The sequence below is a fragment of the Rhodococcus sp. 06-418-5 genome, from assembly GCF_002258285.1.
Lineage (GTDB): Bacteria > Actinomycetota > Actinomycetes > Mycobacteriales > Mycobacteriaceae > Rhodococcoides.
The window spans coordinates 14,136-32,731 of sequence record NZ_NOYE01000039.1; the positions used below are offsets into that span (position 1 = coordinate 14,136).

19 protein-coding genes are annotated in these 18,596 nt (G+C 66.0%); 7 read left to right on the top strand and 12 right to left on the bottom strand.

The genetic code is table 11. From position 1 onward, the window contains the following. Position 1: 1 nt before the first annotated feature. The 5 genes from rlmB to CH274_RS28720 are packed head-to-tail and all read right to left on the bottom strand — an operon-like array spanning position 2 to position 4,054. On the bottom strand, positions 2-985 hold the full coding sequence (rlmB, locus tag CH274_RS28700) for a 23S rRNA (guanosine(2251)-2'-O)-methyltransferase RlmB (RefSeq protein ID WP_032397190.1): 984 nt from the start codon (positions 983-985) through the stop codon (positions 2-4). Further along, positions 985-2,400: a cysteine--tRNA ligase gene (gene cysS / locus CH274_RS28705; RefSeq protein WP_032397416.1), complete on the bottom strand. Its 1,416-nt coding sequence runs from the start codon at positions 2,398-2,400 to the stop codon at positions 985-987. Before cysS ends, rlmB begins: the two co-directional genes overlap by 1 nt. Before the next feature lie 23 nt (positions 2,401-2,423). Continuing rightward, positions 2,424-2,888: a 2-C-methyl-D-erythritol 2,4-cyclodiphosphate synthase gene (gene ispF, locus CH274_RS28710; RefSeq protein WP_094659643.1), complete on the bottom strand. Its 465-nt coding sequence runs from the start codon at positions 2,886-2,888 to the stop codon at positions 2,424-2,426. Between the two features lie 10 nt (positions 2,889-2,898). Then, positions 2,899-3,564 (bottom strand): 2-C-methyl-D-erythritol 4-phosphate cytidylyltransferase, encoded by a 666-nt coding sequence (ispD, locus tag CH274_RS28715; protein ID WP_094646750.1) that lies wholly within the window; start codon positions 3,562-3,564, stop codon positions 2,899-2,901. 1 nt (position 3,565) lies between these two features. Then, entirely contained in the window at positions 3,566-4,054 is a 489-nt protein-coding gene (locus CH274_RS28720; protein WP_027494344.1) for a CarD family transcriptional regulator, read from the bottom strand. 288 nt (positions 4,055-4,342) lie between these two features. Here CH274_RS28720 and CH274_RS28725 point away from each other — a divergent pair, with 288 nt between their 5' ends. From CH274_RS28725 to disA, 3 genes are all read left to right on the top strand, one after another. Next, the gene (locus tag CH274_RS28725; RefSeq protein ID WP_032397193.1) at positions 4,343-4,951 is read left to right on the top strand and encodes a hypothetical protein; all 609 of its coding nucleotides are present in this window, start codon (positions 4,343-4,345) and stop codon (positions 4,949-4,951) included. Positions 4,952-4,994: 43 nt separating this feature from the next. Continuing rightward, positions 4,995-6,392 (top strand): DNA repair protein RadA, encoded by a 1,398-nt coding sequence (radA, locus tag CH274_RS28730; protein WP_032397194.1) that lies wholly within the window; start codon positions 4,995-4,997, stop codon positions 6,390-6,392. Between the two features lie 125 nt (positions 6,393-6,517). After that, the gene (disA, locus tag CH274_RS28735; RefSeq protein WP_032397195.1) at positions 6,518-7,603 is read left to right on the top strand and encodes a DNA integrity scanning diadenylate cyclase DisA; all 1,086 of its coding nucleotides are present in this window, start codon (positions 6,518-6,520) and stop codon (positions 7,601-7,603) included. Here the strand turns inward: disA and CH274_RS28740 are convergent. From CH274_RS28740 to CH274_RS28750, 3 genes are all read right to left on the bottom strand, one after another. Further along, the gene (locus CH274_RS28740) at positions 7,600-8,475 is read right to left on the bottom strand and encodes an SCO6745 family protein (protein WP_094659644.1); all 876 of its coding nucleotides are present in this window, start codon (positions 8,473-8,475) and stop codon (positions 7,600-7,602) included. The genes disA and CH274_RS28740 overlap by 4 nt on opposite strands. Before the next feature lie 15 nt (positions 8,476-8,490). After that, positions 8,491-9,237, bottom strand: coding sequence for a hypothetical protein (locus tag CH274_RS28745; RefSeq protein WP_094659645.1), 747 nt, complete (start codon positions 9,235-9,237; stop codon positions 8,491-8,493). Positions 9,238-9,327: 90 nt separating this feature from the next. Further along, positions 9,328-9,954, bottom strand: a complete 627-nt coding sequence (locus CH274_RS28750; RefSeq protein ID WP_032397417.1) for a carbonic anhydrase — start codon at positions 9,952-9,954, stop codon at positions 9,328-9,330. Between the two features lie 90 nt (positions 9,955-10,044). Between CH274_RS28750 and CH274_RS28755 the strand changes: the two genes are divergently transcribed. Beyond that, positions 10,045-10,929 carry an A/G-specific adenine glycosylase gene (locus CH274_RS28755; RefSeq protein ID WP_094659646.1) on the top strand — a complete coding sequence of 295 codons (885 nt, stop codon included), beginning with the start codon at positions 10,045-10,047 and terminating at the stop codon, positions 10,927-10,929. On the opposite strand, the gene CH274_RS28760 is transcribed toward CH274_RS28755, so the two are convergent. Both CH274_RS28760 and CH274_RS28765 read right to left on the bottom strand, forming a co-directional pair. Beyond that, positions 10,926-11,735: an alpha/beta fold hydrolase gene (locus CH274_RS28760; protein WP_094659651.1), complete on the bottom strand. Its 810-nt coding sequence runs from the start codon at positions 11,733-11,735 to the stop codon at positions 10,926-10,928. The genes CH274_RS28755 and CH274_RS28760 overlap by 4 nt on opposite strands. A 5-nt stretch (positions 11,736-11,740) precedes the next feature. Next, on the bottom strand, positions 11,741-12,478 hold the full coding sequence (locus CH274_RS28765; protein WP_094659647.1) for an alpha/beta fold hydrolase: 738 nt from the start codon (positions 12,476-12,478) through the stop codon (positions 11,741-11,743). Positions 12,479-12,514: 36 nt separating this feature from the next. Here CH274_RS28765 and CH274_RS28770 point away from each other — a divergent pair, with 36 nt between their 5' ends. Further along, positions 12,515-12,826, top strand: coding sequence for an antibiotic biosynthesis monooxygenase family protein (locus CH274_RS28770; protein ID WP_045198600.1), 312 nt, complete (start codon positions 12,515-12,517; stop codon positions 12,824-12,826). 17 nt (positions 12,827-12,843) lie between these two features. On the opposite strand, the gene CH274_RS28775 is transcribed toward CH274_RS28770, so the two are convergent. Further along, positions 12,844-15,150 carry a putative bifunctional diguanylate cyclase/phosphodiesterase gene (locus tag CH274_RS28775; protein WP_094659648.1) on the bottom strand — a complete coding sequence of 769 codons (2,307 nt, stop codon included), beginning with the start codon at positions 15,148-15,150 and terminating at the stop codon, positions 12,844-12,846. 175 nt (positions 15,151-15,325) lie between these two features. Further along, positions 15,326-15,763, bottom strand: a complete 438-nt coding sequence (locus CH274_RS28780; RefSeq protein ID WP_032397201.1) for an OsmC family protein — start codon at positions 15,761-15,763, stop codon at positions 15,326-15,328. Between the two features lie 140 nt (positions 15,764-15,903). On the opposite strand from CH274_RS28780, the gene CH274_RS28785 reads away from it, so the two are divergent. After that, complete coding sequence (locus CH274_RS28785) at positions 15,904-17,091, top strand: lipase family protein (RefSeq protein WP_256993730.1); 1,188 nt, start codon at positions 15,904-15,906, stop codon at positions 17,089-17,091. A gap of 76 nt (positions 17,092-17,167) precedes the next feature. Then, on the top strand, positions 17,168-18,493 hold the full coding sequence (locus tag CH274_RS28790) for a serine hydrolase domain-containing protein (RefSeq protein WP_094659650.1): 1,326 nt from the start codon (positions 17,168-17,170) through the stop codon (positions 18,491-18,493). The last annotated feature ends 103 nt before the right edge of the window (positions 18,494-18,596 follow it).

Sequence of the window (18,596 nt, forward strand, 5' to 3'; positions counted from 1 at the left end):
TCTACCCGCGGCGTTGCCGAGCTATGTCGGCCAGCACGACGCCTGCGGCGACGGACGCGTTGAGCGATTCCACCGGCCCCGCCATCGGGATCGACAGAATGTGATCGCAGGTCTCGCTGACAAGACGCGACAGGCCCTTGCCCTCGGAACCGACGACGATGACGACCGGCCCCTTACCGTCGAAGGTGTCGAGTTCGGTGTCGCCGCCCGCGTCGAGACCGACGACGGTGACACCCTTGGACTGCCAATCCTTCAGTGTGCGAGTCAGATTCACTGCTCGCGCGATGGGCAGGCGAGCTGCGGCACCGGCACTGGTTCGCCATGCCACTGCCGACACGCTCGCGCTGCGCCGCTGCGGAATCACCACGCCGTGACCGCCGAAGGCAGCCACCGAACGCACGACGGCACCGAGGTTGCGCGGGTCGGTGATGTTGTCGAGAGCCACGAGCAGTGCCGGCTCCTGGTGCGTGCGCGCGTTCGAGATCAGATCGTCGGGGTGCGCGTAGCGGTACGGGGGCACCTGCAGGGCCAGGCCCTGGTGCAATCCGTTGGCGCTGAGCTTGTCCAGATCAGAGCGAGGAACTTCGAGGATGGAGATCCGCGCATCGCCTGCGCGCTGCACGGCTTCCTTGAGGCGATCGTCGCTGTCGGTACCGACGGCAACCCACAGTGCGGTGGCGGGCACGCCTGCCCGCAGGCACTCGACGACCGGGTTGCGGCCCAATACCACCTCGGGACCGTCTTCGGCCTTGCGTCCGGCCGGCCTGCCACCCGCGCGGCCACCGGTGCTGCCGCCACGATTCTGCGCGGACTTCTCGGCGAGCTTGGCCCGACGCGCGGCGGGATGCTTGGTGCGCTCGGAGGCGGGAGGCGTCGCCCCACGACCCTCGAGGCCCTTACGACGCTTGCCGCCGGAACCGGCGACCTGCCCCTTCTTGGTGCCGTCCTTGCGGATCGCGCCGCGCCTACTCGAATTGCCTGCCATCACAAACCTGCTTCGTCGGTCTTGCTCGTACCCAGCGACCATTCGGGCCCGTTGGGTGTATCTGTCACGTCGACTCCGGCCTTCGCCAGTCGTGTCCGTATGTCGTCGGCAGTGGCCCAGTCCTTGGCCGCCTTCGCCGATGCTCGACGCTCCAGCTCGGCCTCGACCAACACGCCGAGAGCGCCGAGGGCGGCCGAGTCGGAACCGCTGTCGCGGCTCCAATGCGGATCGAGCGGATCGACACCGAGGATGTCGAGCATCGCTCGCACGCTGCCCGCGTACTCCGCCGCAGCCGGTAGATCGCCGGACTCGAGTGCTGTGTTGCCGAGTGTGACGGTGGCGTGAATCTCGGCCAACGCCTTGGGAACTCCGAGGTCGTCGTCGAGGGCCTCGGCGAACCCGGCGGTCCACTTGCCCATCGGTACCTCACCGGCACGTTCGACGGCTCGACGGACGAACCCTTCGATTCCCCGGTACGTCACGGCGGCGGTCTCGAGAGCGGTGTCGGAGTACTCGAGCATCGACCGATAGTGCGCACCACCGAGGTAGAACCGAAGCTCTTGCGGCCGAACCCTCTCGAGCACGTTCGGTACCGAGAGAACGTTGCCGAGAGACTTCGACATCTTCTCCCCGCCCATCGTCACCCATCCGTTGTGCAGCCAGTACTGCGAGAAGCCGTCACCGGCCGCCATGGACTGCGCCCGCTCGTTCTCGTGGTGCGGGAACACCAGATCGAGTCCGCCGCAATGGATGTCGAACTCCGAGCCGAGGTAGTTCTCTGCCATCGCCGAGCATTCGAGATGCCAGCCCGGGCGGCCGGGACCCCACGGCGTCGGCCACGACGGCTCGCCGGGCTTCGCGCCCTTCCACAGCGTGAAGTCGCGGGGATCACGCTTGCCCTCGGCGACGCTCTCGCCCTGGTGCACGTCGTCGAGCTTGTGCCCGGACAGTGCGCCGTAGCTCGGGAAGCTCTGCACGTCGAAGTAGACGTCACCGCACGAATCGGCGTAGGCGTGGCCGCGTTCGATCAGGCGCTCGATCATCTGCACCATCTGGGTGATGTGCCCGGTCGCGCGCGGCTCCGCCGACGGCGGCAGCACCCCGAGCCGGTCGTACGCCCACGTGAAGGATCGCTCGTAGGTCGCGGCCCACTCCCACCACGGACGGCCTGCGTCGCGTGCCTTGTTGAGGATCTTGTCGTCGATGTCGGTGACGTTGCGTACGAACGCCACGTCGTAATCGTGCGCCAGCAACCAGCGGCGCAGTACGTCGAAGGCGACGCCGCTGCGCACGTGGCCGATATGCGGTTCGCCCTGCACCGTCGCCCCACACAGGTACACCGATACATGGCCAGGGACCAAGGGGGTGAATTCCCGCAGGGCCCTCGTCTCGGTGTCATGCAGGCGAAGGGTCACGACCAGCAATGCTACCGGTGGTTTTACCTCGTCATGACAAGTGCGGTCGCGATGGCCGCGATTCCTTCACCACGACCGGTCAACCCCAGCCCGTCGGTGGTGGTCGCAGACACCGATACCGGCGCACCGAGCACTCGCGAAAGAACTTCCTGAGCCTCGACACGGCGCGGTCCGATCTTGGGCCGATTGCCGATGATCTGCACCGCGGCGTTGCCGATCGCGAAACCGTCCTCGTCGAGCAGCCGCTTGACCTCGGTCAACATGGCGGCTCCACTGACCCCGTCCCATTCCGGACGCCCGGTCCCGAACACCGATCCGAGATCGCCCAGTCCCGCCGCGGACAGCAATGCGTCGCACAGGGCGTGCGAGGCCACGTCGCCATCGGAATGCCCGTCGAGTCCGTCCGCTTCGGTGAACAGCAAACCCGCCAGCCAACAGGGCCGACCGGGAGCGATGGGATGGACGTCGGTTCCGATGCCGACTCTCATAGCGCGCCTCTCACAGCAGGGCCTGTGCCAGTAGTAGGTCGTGTGGAGTGGTGATCTTGAACGCGAGTGCGTCGCCGACGATGGAGTGCACCGTCTCTCCGATGCGCTCGACGAGGCCCGCGTCGTCGGTGGAGATGTCGGATGCGGCGTCGTACGCCCGGCGCAGGACGTCGGCGTCGAATCCCTGCGGAGTCTGCACCGAGCGCAGACTCGCGCGGTCCGGGGTACCGACCACCGCGCCCATGATGTCGACTTCCTTGATGGTGTCGACGACCGGGAGGACGGGGATGACGGCGGAGCGTCCGGCCCGCACCTCGGCCACGACGCGGGCGATCAGCGTCGGTGGGGTGAGGGCACGGGCTGCGTCGTGGACGAGTACGACGGCCGCATCGCCGACAGCGGCCAGACCGGCGCGCACCGAATCGGTGCGCTCGAGCCCTCCGGCCACGACGACGACATCGTCGCCGACATGACGACGGGCCGCGTCGAGCAGATCGGCCGGCACGATGACGACGATGCGATCGACGGCCCCCGAGGCCCGAAGACCGTCCACGGACCGTGTCAGGAGAGAATCGGTGCCCAGACAGACGAATGCCTTCGGCTCGTCGTGTCCGAGCCGAAGGCCTTTGCCTGCTGCGGGTACCAGGGCGACCACGTCGCCGGAAGTACCGTTCACTCTAGGAAGCTGTAGCGAGAACTTCGTCGAGCATGGTGTCGGCCTTGGCCTGATCCGTTCCCTCGGCGAGTGCGAGCTCGCCGACCAGGATCTGACGCGCCTTGGCGAGCATGCGCTTCTCGCCTGCCGACAGGCCGCGGTCCTGCTCACGTCGCCAGAGATCACGGACGACCTCGGCAACCTTGTTCACGTCACCGGACGCGAGCTTCTCCAAGTTGGCCTTGTAGCGTCGCGACCAGTTGGTGGGCTCTTCGGTGTGCGGCGCGCGAAGCACCTGGAAGACTTTGTCGAGACCTTCTTGCCCGACGACGTCGCGAACGCCTACGTATTCTGCGTTGTCCGCGGGAACTCGAACGGTGAGGTCGCCTTGCGCGACCTTGAGAACCAGATACTCTCTCGGTTCACCCTTGATGGTGCGTGTCTCTATCGCTTCGATCAGCGCCGCTCCGTGATGGGGGTAAACGACGGTGTCTCCGACCTTGAAAATCATGTGACAAGTGCCCCTTTCGATTTACCCAGAATACCACGGCTCATATCAACGGTGCAGGTCAGGGGCATAGTAGTGCCGAATCAGGGGTTGACACAGACCGATCGACGTGTATCCGGGGCCACATTTTCACGTGCGTCACTGCGCCGTCCTCACACTCGGCAGGCACCCTCACCTGGCGTCATCGGGCCACCGGCAGACCCCACGAGCGGCCGGTGGACGAGAACTACTACTCTCCCTAGTGGACGAGATGGACCGAGCCGGCCCGGCACCACATGGAGGACGACCGAAGTGACTGCAATCGACGCTGCGACACCGCTTGGCCGCCATCGCAGGACGGCCGCTGCCCTCGCTCTTCTCGCCGGTGGCGCGCTCGCCCTCACCGCGTGCGGCGCAGGTCAGATCTCCCAGACGGCCACTCAGGTCGCCGCGGTCAACGGCAACTCCGTCGACGTCGGCGACATCCAGCTGCGCAACGTGCACGTGGTGTACCCCGATTCGCAGGAGTACAGCATCGAGCCCGGCGGCACCGTCGAGCTCGGTTTCACGGCCATCAACTCCAACCCGGGTGTGGCCGACGAGCTGACCGGCATCTCCTCCCCCGAGGCCGAGGTCACCATCGTCGACGAGGCGGAATCGGGCAGCACCGAGATCGCTCCGCTTACCGCGCTCGGCGCAGGTACGCCCGCGGACGTTCAGCTCGACGATCCGCTGCTGCCGATCCAGCTGATCAAGGTCGAGATGGCAGACATCTCCGAGAACGTTCGGCCGGGCCTGACCCTGCCGGTCACGTTCGAGTTCGCCAACGCGGGCGAGGTCGTCGTCAACGTTCCCGTCGATGCCGGCCACGAGCTCGAGCGCGACGAGTCCGCGGTGACCGAGCACAGCGAAGGCGAGTAGCCGCCGCCCCGACCCTGTCGGTGCCCATCGTTAGGCTCGCGGCGTGGTCAAACTGAAGTCGAGCTACCGCTGCTCCGCGTGCCGTCACTCGGTCTCCAAATGGGTCGGTCGCTGCCCCGAGTGCGGTGACTGGGGCTCGATGGACGAAGTCCAGGCCACCGCTGCTCCGCTCGCCACACGCGCAGGCGCATCGGCCCTTCGTTCGGGCGGTGGGGCCATGATTCCCACCACGCCCGCTGCAGCTCTGACGACCATCAGCAGTGCCACCTCGCAGGCCAACACCACCGGAATCGACGAGTTCGATCGTGTTCTGGGTGGCGGCCTCGTCCCCGGTTCGGTCGTGCTCCTCGCCGGCGAGCCCGGAGTCGGCAAGTCGACGCTGTTGCTCGAGGTGGTGCATCGGTGGGCCCGATCGGCGCCCGATCGCCGAGCGCTCTACGTCACGGGCGAGGAGTCGGCGGGTCAGGTGAGGTTGCGTGCCGATCGGACCGGAGCGGTACACGAGCGCGTCTTCCTCGCTGCCGAGTCCGACCTCGCCACCGTCTTCGGCCACGTCGAGCAGGTCGAGCCGAGCCTGCTGATCGTCGATTCCGTGCAGACGATGCTCGCCGCGGACGTCGACGGCGTCATCGGCGGTGTCACGCAGGTTCGCGCCATCACGAGCGCGCTGACCACGCTGGCCAAGACGACCGGGGTTGCGGTGCTGCTCGTCGGGCACGTCACGAAGGAGGGCGCGGTGGCAGGTCCGCGCTCGCTCGAGCACCTCGTCGACGTGGTCCTCAACTTCGAGGGCGACAAGCACTCGACTCTGCGGATGATCCGCGGCGTCAAGAATCGGTTCGGCGCATCCGACGAGGTCGGCTGCTTCGAGCTGCGCGAAACCGGGATCGTCGGCATCAGTGATCCGTCCGGGCTGTTCCTGCATCATCGGGGCGACGCCGTGCCCGGCACTGCCGTCACCGTCACGATGGACGGCAAACGGCCGCTGTTGGCCGAGCTACAAGCACTGATCGTGGACACCGCGATGCCGTCGCCCCGGCGCGCGGTCAGCGGGCTCGATCACGCCCGCGTGGCGATGATCCTGGCCGTGTTGGAACGCCGCTGCGGGGTCAAGGTGTCCAAGGCGGAGGTCTATGCGGCGACGGTCGGCGGCATGCGCACCAGCGAACCGTCCGCCGATCTTGCGCTGGCTGCGGCCGTGGCGTCGGCGGTCCGCGATCAGCCGCTGCCCCCGGGCATGGTGATTCTGGGCGAGGTGGGGCTGGCAGGCGAGGTGCGCCGCGTCGCCGGACTGGGTCGCCGCCTCGCCGAGGCTGCGCGGTTGGGCTTCAACTACGCCATCGTCCCCGAGGACGCAGGCCCCATACCGGACGGCATCAAGGTCAAGACCGTCACCAACGTCGGCGAGGCGTTGACCTACACGCGTATGCGGCCCGTATGACACCGGGCAGTATTCTTTGTCGGGCTGCCTGCACGTAGTTGCGCAGTACTCTTTACCCGCAGACATGCATCGCCCGAACGGGCAGCAACCACGCCGCACGCCGAGACGACACGAGGGGGTTGGCCATGGAGGGCACCACGCCGTCCCCAGCGTTGCGCGAGACCATCGCCCGGCTCGCACCGGGAACCGCCCTGCGCGACGGTCTCGAGCGAATTCTGCGCGGTCGCACCGGCGGCCTGATCGTCCTCGGATACGACGACGAGGTCGAGGCCATCTGCGACGGCGGATTCGAGCTCGATGTCGAGTTCGCGCCGACCAGACTTCGCGAGCTGTCGAAAATGGATGGCGCAGTAGTACTTTCGACCGACGGCAAACGAATCGTCCGGGCCAATGTGCAGCTCGTACCGGACCACAAGATCCCCACTGTCGAATCCGGCACCCGGCACCGCGCCGCCGAGCGAACCGCCATGCAAACCGGCTATCCCGTCGTCTCGGTGAGCCAGTCGATGAGCATCGTCAGCGTCTACATCGGCGGCGTCAGGCACGTCGTGGAGGGCTCGGCCACCATCCTCTCGCGCGCCAATCAGGCCGTCGCGACCCTCGAGCGCTACAAGGCCAGGCTCGACGACAACACCCGTCAACTCTCGGTCGTCGAGATCGAGGACTTCGTGACCCTGCGCGATGCCCTGACCGTCGCGCAGCGTCTCGAGATGGTGCGGCGAGTGTCGGTGGAGATCGAACAGAACGTCCTGGAACTCGGCACCGACGGCAGGCAACTCGCGCTCCAGCTCGAAGAGTTGTTGGGCGACAACGACGTCGATCGCCAACTGATCGTCCGTGACTACCTCGCCGGGAACGAACCGTCGAGCACCACCGGAGTCGAGAAGGCACTCGCCGCACTGGACAAGCTGACCGACGTCGATCTGCTGGATCTGACGACGCTGGCCCGAGCCTTCGGATATCCCGCGACCATCGAGGCCCTCGACACCCCGATGAGCCCCCGCGGGTACCGGGTGCTCACCCGAGTTCCGCGGTTACAGTTCAGCCAGATTCACCGACTCGTCGGCGCATTCGGCACCCTCCAGGGGCTACTCGCGGCCACCTCGGCCGACCTGCAGTCCGTGGACGGCATAGGTGGTCTGTGGGCCCGTCACATCCGCGAAGGCCTCTCCAGATTGGCCGAGGCCTCGATCTCGGGACCGTACGACTAGGACGCCTTCTTCTTCGTCCCCGGCAGGAAGCCTGCGTCGATCACGGCCTTCACGTACGGTCGTGCGCTCGTGATCAACTCCTCGGCATCGGGGACGTCTCGCCACACGGCCGACGCCATGATGTCGGTGCGATCCTCGATGTGCTGATCGAGCGCGACGCCGTCATCGGTCAACGTCTCGCCCTCGGCGGAGACGGTGAGCAGTCCACGGGCAGCGAGTCGTTCTGCGGCAGAACCCCATTCGCTCTCGGACCATTCCCGGGTGAGCTGCGTGATGCGCTTGCCGAGCGCCCGACGGCCGGGCTGCGGGTTCGGCCGGTCGGCCTCGTGGAAGACGGCCGCTTCCGTTGGGTCGAGTTCTGCGTCGATCAGCGCGGCGAGGTGGCCGTCACCGCGCCATTCGCGCAGGACGGTGATCGAGTGCCAGAGGGCCAGATGCGGTACCTCGGGTCGAGCGGCGGAGTGCCACGCGGCGGCGAGCGGTCGGCCCGCGAACGAGGCGGTGTCGCCGATATCGCCCAGACGCCCAGCCAACTCGGTGAGCGCAGGGTCGTCCGCCAGGGAGCCGAGAGCCGTGCCGAGAACGGAGTCGAGCAGGGCCCACCGACGATCGGACACCGCGTCCAGTCCGACGGCCACGGCGGCAGGCCACGCACGCTCGATCAGTACCGGATTGAAGTTGTAGAACGCAGCAGCGACGACACTCGGCGCGCACGGGCCCATCGGAGCAGCCCGAGCTCCGACGTACCAGGCGTGCCCGTCGAGGCCGGTGTCCTCGTACGCCGATCCCAGTTCGGGATTGAAGTACGCGGTGACGTGGAAGGGTTCGAGCGTCTTGTAGGCCGCTCGGGCGAGTGCTGTCGAGGTGGTCATGAGAGTCGACCGTACTCAGCCGGTGATGTTGAACGGCTCCGGCGCGCTCTTGAGCTCGCCGAGCTGGGCGATCGCCTGGTAGGCACCGACGCCGACCGGGATGCGCTCTTCGCCGCAGCCGGGAACCGAGTTGGTACCCGACCACTTGACGGTGAAGCCGGCTTGCTCGCCGGGCTTGAAGGTGCGCAGATCCGAAGCGGCGTTGGGGAAGCAGTCGATGTTGGACCAGATGCGCTGATTGTCGAGGGTGTAGACGAGCGCCTGCTGCAGACCGGCACCGACGTCGCGCTGACATTCGGTGGAGCCGATGTTGGTGATGACCACGGTGAACACGGGCTCTTCACCCAGCCGGTAGGTGGCCTGCTCCGGCGTCACCTTGATCGCGAGCGACTGATCCGAGCACTGATTGGCGATCACCGGAGCCGGCGCGCCGCTGGTGGTCGCAGCTGCGCCACCACCGGCAGCGGAGTCGTTAGCTCCACCCGAGCCGCCGGAACCACCTGATCCACCCGAACCGCCACCGGAGCCACCTGCACCGGCGGAATCGGCATCGGAGGCAGAGGAGCTGGGTGACGGCAGAGCCGAGGACGTCGCCGGAGCCGCAACGACACCTGCAGGAGCGGCCTCGGTGTCGTCGGAACCGCCACTGAGCGAGGCGATGAACCACACGATCAATCCGAGGACGACAACGGCCGCACCGATGGCGAGCGCACGGCGTCGCCAGTAGATTTCGGGAGGCAAAGGCCCGGTCGGTTCCAACACGAATCAACCGTATGCGGCCGAGGCCACGCTATCCCTGAGCCCACGCGGCGTGTCGCGTCAGCGAACTCACCGAGATGGGATCGGAGTGGTTCAGGCTGGTATTTCGCCGATGTCGCCGATCACCTCACGCAACTGCGCATGACCCTTCGACAGTTGGTAGGTGAGCCCGACGATCGCGAGCTCTCCGGCTTCGACCTTCTCGGCGACGATTCGGGAACGCTGCATCAGCAGATTTCCGGTTTCCTCGACGTGGCGGGCCTCGAACTCGTCGACGGCATGGTAGCCGTCGCGGCGGGCCGAGAGCACCGACGGGGTGACGCGTTCGACGACGTCGCGGATGTAGCCACCGGGTACGTCGCCACTCTCGAGGGCGTCGACGGTCGCCTTGACTGCACCGCAATGATCGTGGCCGAGCACCACGATCAGCGGTGCCTTCAGCACCGCGACGCCGTACTCGATCGAGCCCAGAACCGCAGAGTCGACGACATGGCCTGCCGTGCGCACCACGAACATGTCACCGAGGCCCTGATCGAAGATGATCTCTGCAGCAACACGCGAGTCCGCGCAGCCGAAGAGGATGGCACCGGGATGCTGAGCGCTCTCGAGGCGGGCGCGATCCTCGATACCCTGCGACGGGTGCAGGACCTCTCCGGAGACAAACCGTTGGTTGCCTTCCTTGAGTGACTTCCAGGCAGCGATCGGATTCGAAGCAGGCATGGGTTTCATTGTGCACGTGGATCGAGTTACCGGCGAGTCGGGTTGACTACTGTTGGGACCGATCACAGACACGACGAGAAGGGCGACCACTTGCCGATCGATGCCGACGCACTGCTCGGGTGGTTCGACACCGACGGACGCGACCTGCCGTGGCGACGGCCCGGCGTCAGCGCGTGGCAGATCCTGATGAGCGAGATCATGCTGCAGCAGACGCCGGTGGTGCGGGTCGCGCCCATCTGGGAGCAGTGGGTGCAGCGTTGGCCGGTGCCGTCGGCGATGGCCGCGTCCTCGCAGGCCGAAGTGCTCCGCGCGTGGGGCAAGTTGGGCTATCCGCGTCGAGCACTGCGGTTGCACGAGTGCTCCCGGGTGCTCTCCGAGGAGTACGGCGACGAGGTGCCCACCGACGTCGAGACTCTGTTGGGTCTGCCGGGCATCGGCGCATACACCGCAAGAGCGGTCGCGACTTTCGCCTACGGTCAGCGAGTTCCTGTGGTGGATACCAATGTTCGACGCGTCGTCGCGCGTGCGATGCACGGCAACGCCGAGCCCGGAAATCCCTCGACCTCGCGGGATCTGGCCGATGTGGAACAGCTGCTCCCCGAGAGCGTCCCCCGCGCCGCCCGCTACTCGGCGGCGTTGATGGAACTGGGCGCACTGATCTGTACAGCCAAGAATCCGGCCTGCCTGCTGTGCCCACTGCCGGAGTGCGCCTGGATCGAGGCAGGCAGGCCCGCGCACACCGGCCCGGCCAAGAAGGTCCAGAAGTTCGCGGGGACGGATCGTCAGGTGCGCGGCAAGCTCATGTCGGTGCTGCGCGAGAGCACCGGACCGGTCGAGCGCGCTAAGCTGGACATCGTCTGGACCACCGACCCGACCCAACGCGACCGAGCTCTCGATTCACTGCTCACCGACGGCTTGATCGAACAAACCGAATCGGGATTGTTCGCCCTCGCGGGCGAGGGCTCGGACGGCTAGGACGCCAGGAACTCCACCAGCGCAGCATTGACCGCATCGGGGCGTTCGAGGTATCCGAAGTGACCGGTGTCGGCGATTTCGACGTACTGCGCACCGGGTATCGCGGAGGCGACGTCGCGGCACTGCTGTACCGGAATCATGCGATCATCGGCGAATCCGATCACCAGAGATTTCGCCCTGATCGCCCGGTACGCCGCCAATCGGTCCGTCCCTGAACGCATTTCGAGTCCGATCTGCGCACGCATACCCGCAGTCTTTCTGCCACCGGAGTATTCGAGGATCGCCAGCCAATCACCGATCGCCGAGTCGTCGGCGAGGGTCTTCGGCGAAAAGTTCTGCATCGCAGTCATCGCCGCCCGATACGACGCGGGGAGTTCGACCCCGGCGTCGTGAAGATCCTTCTCACCCTTCGACATCTGCGCACGAAAAGTGGTGGTCTTGCCGAAGGTGGCCATCATCACTGCATGCGACACCAGATCCGGCCGGGCCAGGGCCAGTTCCTGCGTCACGCGCGCTCCCATCGAGGTGCCCACGACGCGTGCAGGCCCGCCACCGAGGTGTTCGATGAGGGCAGCGGTGTCGGCGACCAGGTCGTCGAGCGTCATTCCGCTCGCGCACTCGGAAGTCGGTGCGATACCCCGATTGTCGAAGGTCACCACCCGATACCCCTGCTTCACCAGCACCGGAACCTGATGGGTTCGCCACAGGCGTCCCGGGCTACCGGTACCCATCACCAACACCACCAGCGGACCGTCGCCGGTGACGTCGTAGTTGAGGTCGATTCCGTTGAGCTTCGCGAGCGGCATTCGGATCATCCTAGTGCGCGCAGGAACTCCTGCACCGCCGTGCGATACCCCTCGGGTGCCTCGTCGTGAATCAGGTGCGCCGCCTTCTCGATCCGCACGTACGCCGATCCGGGCTTGCCCGAGTGCATTCGCTGCATCTGACCGGCCGGGGTGATGGTGTGTTCACCTTCGATCAGCAACACCGGAGCGTCGACGGCATCCCACTCGTCCCAGAAGTGTCGAGTCCCCCACTCCTGCGAGATCGCTTCGAAGACGTCCACCTCACCGTGCAGGCGCCAGCCATCGTCACTTCGCACGAAGGAATCCAGAAAGTATTGTCCCGCAACATCTCCGAAGAACGCCAGCACCGCATCGGCGTCGGGAAAGGGTTGCGGCCACGCCCGCATCATCGCTGCCCAATCATCGGCGGTCCGTCCCCTGAAATCCGGAGAGATGTCCTCGACCACCATGGCGGAAACCAGGTCGGGGCGCTCGGCGGCGGCACACCAACCGTGCAGTGCGCCCATCGAATGGCCGATCACCACACTGGGACCCAACGCCTCGAGATGCTCGAGCAGGTCGGCCACGAAGAACTCGGTCGTGAGCTCGGTCGGCGCAGGACGACGATGCCCCGGCGCATCGTAGGAGTGCACATGCCCGAATTCTCGAAGCCACGGAACCTGCCGCCGCCAGGTGGCGGCGCTGCCCATCAGCCCGTGCAGCAGCAGAATCGAACGGCCGGATCCACCCTCGTCGTAGAGCATCACCACCGAGCATATCGGCGGAGTAATCTCGCGGGCATGGCCATTGTGAAGATCAATGCGATCGACGTACCCGAGGGCGCGGGCCCCGAACTCGAGAAGCGCTTCGCCGCGCGCGCCGGGTCGGTCGACGGCTCCCCGGGTTTCCTCGGGTTCCAACTGCTGCGGCCGGTCAAGGGCGAGTCGCGATACTTCGTCGTCACCCAATGGGAGGACGAGGAGTCGTTCCAGGCGTGGTCGGCGGGACCGTCGCGGGAGGCTCACGCCGGAGCCAGTTCAGCGAAGCCGGTCTCGTCCGGAGCATCCCTGCTCGAATTCGAGGTCGTACTGGACGTGCCTGCCGCGTCCTGAAGAGCGCACGCGTCCGCTCAGATGCGTTCGCGGGCGAGCTCCCATTCGAGTCTCGTCGGCATCTGCGAATCCAGTTTCGCCACAGCTTCGGCCAGGAACTCGGCCGGCATCGGCCTGCCGAGGAAGTAGCCCTGAGCACCGTCGCAGCCCAATTCTCGGAGCGCGTCCAACGTGCCCGCGTCCTCGACTCCCTCGGCCATCACCCGCACCCCGAGACTTCGAGCCAGGTCGATGGTCGAGCGCACGATCGATGCGTCGGTCTCTTCGGTGTTCATCTTCGACACGAACGAGCGGTCGATCTTGAGAGTCTGCACCGGCAGAGTCTGCAGATAGGCCAACGAGCTGTAGCCGGTGCCGTAGTCGTCGATCGCGATGGTGACGCCGAGGCCACGAAGGGACGTCAACGCGTTCACCGAGCGCACCGGATCGGTCATCGCCGTTGTCTCGGTGACCTCGAACTCCAGGGCATGCGCGGGAACCGAATGTTTCGCCAGCGCGGCCGCGACCTGTTCGGTGAGCGTCTCGTCCAGTAGGTTTCTCACCGAAAGATTCACCGAGACAGACAAATTGACTCCACGTCGACGCAGCTCGCTGCACTGAGCCAAGGCCTCGTCGAGCACGAGGGCGGTGATGGCGGGCAACATACCGGTGCGCTCGGCGTCGGGCAGGAACATCGACGGTCCGATCAGACCCTCACGTGGGTGCTGCCACCGCAGTAACGCCTCGACGCGATCGACACTGCCGGATTCCAGATCCAGGCAAGGCTGAAAGAACACTCGAAGCTGGTGGTCACCGATGGCCTTGTCGAGTTCGCCCAGCAACCGCATGTGATCGTGTCGGTCGCGATCCATGTCGGGTTCGTAGCGACCGATACGAGTGTGGCCCGCCTTCGCGGCAGTCAGGGCCACGTGCGCCCGCTGCAGCATCGATTCGCCGTCTATCGACACGGTCGCCGAACCCGAACCCGAGGCCGCCGGGCAGACTTCTATGGCTGCGATTCCGACCGTCGCGTCGAGTGCCACGTTGATGTCGTGCACGAACATCGTTCTACTGACTGCGAACTGGAGTTGCTCGGCAGTGTCCGATACGTCGATCTGGCCGGGACGCCTGCGCATGGCGACGACGAACTGATCCCCACCGAGCCGTCCGACGAGGTCGTCGGATCGCACCGATGCGACCAGGCGATGACCGATCTCGCGCAGGACACTGTCTCCTACGCTGTACCCGAAGGTCTCGTTGATCTGCGCGAAGCGGTCGATGTCCACCACGAGCGTGAATACGTCCGACTCGCCGCGTCCGGCGAGCATCGTGTCCAACCGCTCTCGGAGCAGGCGGCGACTGGCCAGCCCGGTCACCGCATCCGTCCGAGCCACGTCCTCGAGCACTGCGGCCTGCCGCCGCAGCGTCTCGAGGAAGTATGCGATACGGCACCCGACGAGCGCGATGATCATCGCCGACGACAGCACGATCACCCACCCCCACTGCTGGACGGGGACCCCGCGGGCCAACTGAATTGCCATCGCTAGGGGTGTCACGGCGACCGCGACCGCGAGTCCGAGAAATCTCACACGCCCGAATCTGAACGGGCTGGACCGGTCGACCCGCGACACCGCCCGCTCCGGAATGTGCAGGGCGATCACTCCGAAACACACGTACGCGGCCAACCACAGCGTGTTGAGGAGAGTCGAACGGTAGAGCTCGGACGAGTCGACCGTGGCATAGGACGCGAAATCGGCAGACACCAGGAACACGACTCCGGCCGCTGCCGCCAGGAACGGCACCGTTGTCGAGCGGGTCAGCAGGTACAGACTTCCGACGAGCGTGAGCAGAAACGCGTCGATGGTGAGGTAGACCGTGGCAGGCCACAATTCCATCGCCGACGGAAACGACAGCGTCGAATCGCCGGGGATGACGAACACCCACGTGGCGAGTCCGATACCGACTGCAACCACCAGACACTCGAGCAGTTCTTCCCACCCGAACACGAGCCCGTTCTCGTCGGCGGCTCGTGCGAAGCCGACGGCGATCACCAGATAGCCGAACAGGTAGAAGATGTCGGACGAGGAGAACGTCGATACTCGTCCCCCGCTGACCTGCACCATCGCGATCAGCGCGTCGCCGATACCCCAGGAGCCGACGCCGACGGCCATGTACTTCCACGTCCGCTTGTCCGGCCCGGGTTCCCGAAAGTAGCGGTAGACGAACGCGACGATTGTGGCCAGAAGCACGATTGCGTATATCGCACCCTGGGGTATGCCGGGAGGGGCTATTGCGTACGCCGCTACGGCGAGTACACCGAGGCCCAGGAAGCGCGTCCACAACATGGTGGGGCTGATCCTTCCTAGGCCGGTCGGTGCATACCCCGAACGTACGCATCAGCCGATCGAACCCGACGTTTGAACACGATTCGTAACCGAATCACCCTGCAGATGGGTCGAGTAACGAACTATTTCAAACCTGACGATCGTTCGCCAGTCTCACATCGGGCGATTTGTCCGTTCAGCTTTCGAGAGCCGCGTCCAGTGTGATCTCGACACCGGTGAGAGCCTTGCTGACGGGGCAGGTTTCCTTTGCCGCCTGAGCCGCCTTCGCGAAGCCGTCTGCGTCGAGACCCTCGACCTCGCCCCGCACGGTGAGTTTGATGCCGGTCAGCTTGAAACCCGGTTCATCGGGACCCAGCGAGACATCGGCGGTGACCTCGAGGCTCTGTGGGGTGCCGCCCGCCTCGGCGATCAACGCCGACAACTGCATCGCATAGCAACTCGAGTGAGCCGCGGCGATCAATTCCTCGGGACTGGTGGTGCCGTCGGCGTTCTCGGCGGCGCGCTTGGGAAACGACACATCGAAAGTCGCCGCGCCGGAACTGGACAGCTCGACCTGACCGGAACCTTGTTCCAGCGTTCCGTTCCAAGCTGTGCGTGAAGTACGAGTTGGCATCGAACCGAATCCTTTCGTAGTCGACCCTCTGTGGGCCTGTTTCTCAGGCTAACGTCAGCGGGGTGACCGGGCTACCGAGTGCGAAGATGTCGACACGACGGGTGCGACAATCGAGAAACTGCCCGCGCGCAGCGACGATCGTGGCAACCGCGATCCTGTCGATCGCGATCGCCGGATTCTCGACGCCGACGGCCGGCGCGAGCCCTCTGACGGAGTTCTACGACGCGCCGGTTGCGGCGGTCGACACCGCGACGCTCGGCGAGGTGGTCCGAAGCCTGCCCGTCAACTCGCCCAAAGGGTTCGGTCTCGGATTCGACATCGAGCGGATTCTCTATCGGTCCATCGACACACACGATCAGCCCATGGTCGTATCCGGCTACACCATGACCCCCACCGCTCCGTGGGTCGGCCCCGGACCCCGGCCGGTGATCGCGTACGCGCCCGGCACCTCCGGTATGGCGGACCGCTGCGCCGGATCGGCTGTTCTCGGGACAGTCGGTTCGTCCCCGGCCATCCTGCCGCTGCTGTTGGCCGGATATCGCGTCGTCGCGACCGACTACCAGGGCCTGGGCACCCCCGGCGGGCACACGTACCTGAACCGAATCGCCTCGGGCCGTGCGCTGCTGGACGCCGCCAGAACCGCGGACGTCGAGCCGACCACCCCGGTGGTGCTGTTCGGCTACTCCGAAGGCGGGTTCGCGTCCGCATCCGCTGCCGAACTCGCCTCCACCTACGCTCCCGAGCTGAACGTCCGGGGCGCGTACGTCGGTGCGCCACCGGCGGATCCGACCCTCAACATCGACACGCTCGACAACACCCGGCTCGGTAGCGCCGCGCTCTTCACGGTCGACGGGATGATCAACGCCTACCCGGAACGAGCGGCAGGCATCCGCGACGTCTTCGACTCCGACGGGATCGCCGCGCTCGACGCCGCACAGAACTGGTGCACCACCGACCCCGCGGCCACCGCAACCGTACGAACGACCGAGCTCACCCGCGACGGCCGACCACTGACCGAGCAACTGAGCAACCCGGTGCTGGCCGAGATCACCGAGACGAACACCGTCGGGCGCATCGCCCCTGCCATGCCGGTGTATCTCTCGCACGCAGTCGAGGACGACACCGTGCCCGTCGAGCAGAGCCGCACCCTGCTCGGGCGCTGGCGCGATCTGGGCGCGGACGTCACCTACCGCGAATACGATCTGCCGGCCATCCCGGTGGAGGGCGCGAACCACCTACCCGGATCCCTGGCGGCCTACGACGACGTGATGCCCTGGATCGCAGGCCTCGTCCGCGCAGGAGTGGAGCTTGCAGGAACGACCCGATAGGCGGAAGCTGATCTCAGGTGTGAAATCAGGGTGTTCACCGAGGCGTCGACCGCGATGAGGTTGGTTCACTCCCATCATGCGCATCGTCCACGCCCTGCTGACCGTCGTAGCGGTCCTGACCGCAGGCTCCCCCACCCCACCGGACCCCGGCGTGGCGTCGGACATCCGAGCCGTCGCAGACGAACTCGGACTGCCGGGAGTCGCGTTCCGCGTCGTCTCCGAGCACGAGGTCTTGGAGAACGTCGAGTACGGAGTGGACGGAGACGGTGCGCCGATCGACGAGACGACTCCGTTCGTGTGGGGGTCGGTATCGAAGTCGGTGACGGCGGCCACGGTGTACTCACTCGCCGAACACCGAGCCCTGAAGCTGGATGGATCCGTGAATTCGATTCTGCCGGAAAGTGATTCGATCCTTCCGGACAACGTCACGATCGACGACCTGATCCACCACACGAGCGGCCTCCCGCACGATGTGACCGAACTGGACGTGTGGGGGCGCACGGAGCGAGCGCTCGACATCCTCCCCGCCCTGGACGTCAGGGCCGCCGAACGCGGCACCTTCCGTTACTCGAGCCTGAACTACCTACTGCTGCAAGCGATCGTCGAGAAGGCCACCGCCGAACCTTTCGCCGACGTCGTCGCCCGTGAGACCGGGGTGCACACCGCCGACACCGTCGCACCCGGCCACGTACCGTTCTTCACCTTCCCCCGAAGAATCGATACCGGAATCGACTCCGCAGGAATGGGTTACGGCTACCTGAGCGGTTCCATCGACGAACTCTCACGCTATGCATCCAGGCAACTGACCGCTCCGGCGTCGAACAGTCCGGATACGGTGCCGACAGGTTCGGGGGCGGCGTACGGATACGGTTGGTACGTCGAAACGCTGCCCGACGGTACCGAGATGCGGTGGCATTCCGGGGCGGTCCCCGGCTATTTCACTCACGTTGCACTCGTTCCGGAACGACACCTGGCTGTGGTGTTCGCGACCAACAGATACGGCGAGCTCGAGGCCGATGCTCTGGCCTCGGCTGCCCGCTCCCTCGTGCTCACGCGACTCGGCATGGACGACCCTCGTACCGCCGGCTTCGGTCTGTACGAAGTTGCACTGATCGCGTCGACCACCCTCGCGGTGCTGTTGGCGATCTGTGCGACCAGAGCGCTCCTCGGATTCCGAACCGCTCCCGGACGATGGGCACCCGCGCATGCACTGGCCGCCCTCGGCGCAGCTGGACTGCTGTACTTTTCGCTGCCCGCACTCGCCGATGCGCCGGTCTCGACACTGGCCCGCTGGGCTCCAGATATCGCGCTGCTGTTCTGGATTCTGCTCGCCGAACTTGTTGTCATTGCCGTTGCCCTCGGCGCTCGGGTCCTGCGTCAATGGACCACTGCACACGTCTGAGCGCTGCAATGTGCCATTCACCCGCGGAGCTGATCTGCGTGAATGGACCACTACATACGTCTGAAGGGTGCAATGGTCCATTGACGCGAACGGGGCGGGCGGG

Bases quoted from the DNA above. Each gene is read 5' to 3' on its own strand.
- CH274_RS28760 (WP_094659651.1), bottom strand. From the start codon at position 11,735: ATGCCGCTCGCGAAGCTCAACGGAATCGACCTCAACTACGACGTCACC.
- CH274_RS28720 (WP_027494344.1), bottom strand. From the start codon at position 4,054: ATGATTTTCAAGGTCGGAGACACCGTCGTTTACCCCCATCACGGAGCG.
- CH274_RS28780 (WP_032397201.1), bottom strand. From the start codon at position 15,763: ATGCCAACTCGTACTTCACGCACAGCTTGGAACGGAACGCTGGAACAA.
- CH274_RS28770 (WP_045198600.1), top strand. From the start codon at position 12,515: ATGGCCATTGTGAAGATCAATGCGATCGACGTACCCGAGGGCGCGGGC.
- disA (WP_032397195.1), top strand. From the start codon at position 6,518: ATGGAGGGCACCACGCCGTCCCCAGCGTTGCGCGAGACCATCGCCCGG.
- CH274_RS28790 (WP_094659650.1), top strand. From the start codon at position 17,168: ATGCGCATCGTCCACGCCCTGCTGACCGTCGTAGCGGTCCTGACCGCA.
- CH274_RS28740 (WP_094659644.1), bottom strand. From the start codon at position 8,475: ATGACCACCTCGACAGCACTCGCCCGAGCGGCCTACAAGACGCTCGAA.
- rlmB (WP_032397190.1), bottom strand. From the start codon at position 985: ATGGCAGGCAATTCGAGTAGGCGCGGCGCGATCCGCAAGGACGGCACC.
- ispF (WP_094659643.1), bottom strand. From the start codon at position 2,888: ATGAGAGTCGGCATCGGAACCGACGTCCATCCCATCGCTCCCGGTCGG.
- CH274_RS28775 (WP_094659648.1), bottom strand. From the start codon at position 15,150: ATGTTGTGGACGCGCTTCCTGGGCCTCGGTGTACTCGCCGTAGCGGCG.
- CH274_RS28765 (WP_094659647.1), bottom strand. From the start codon at position 12,478: ATGCTCTACGACGAGGGTGGATCCGGCCGTTCGATTCTGCTGCTGCAC.
- CH274_RS28750 (WP_032397417.1), bottom strand. From the start codon at position 9,954: ATGCCTGCTTCGAATCCGATCGCTGCCTGGAAGTCACTCAAGGAAGGC.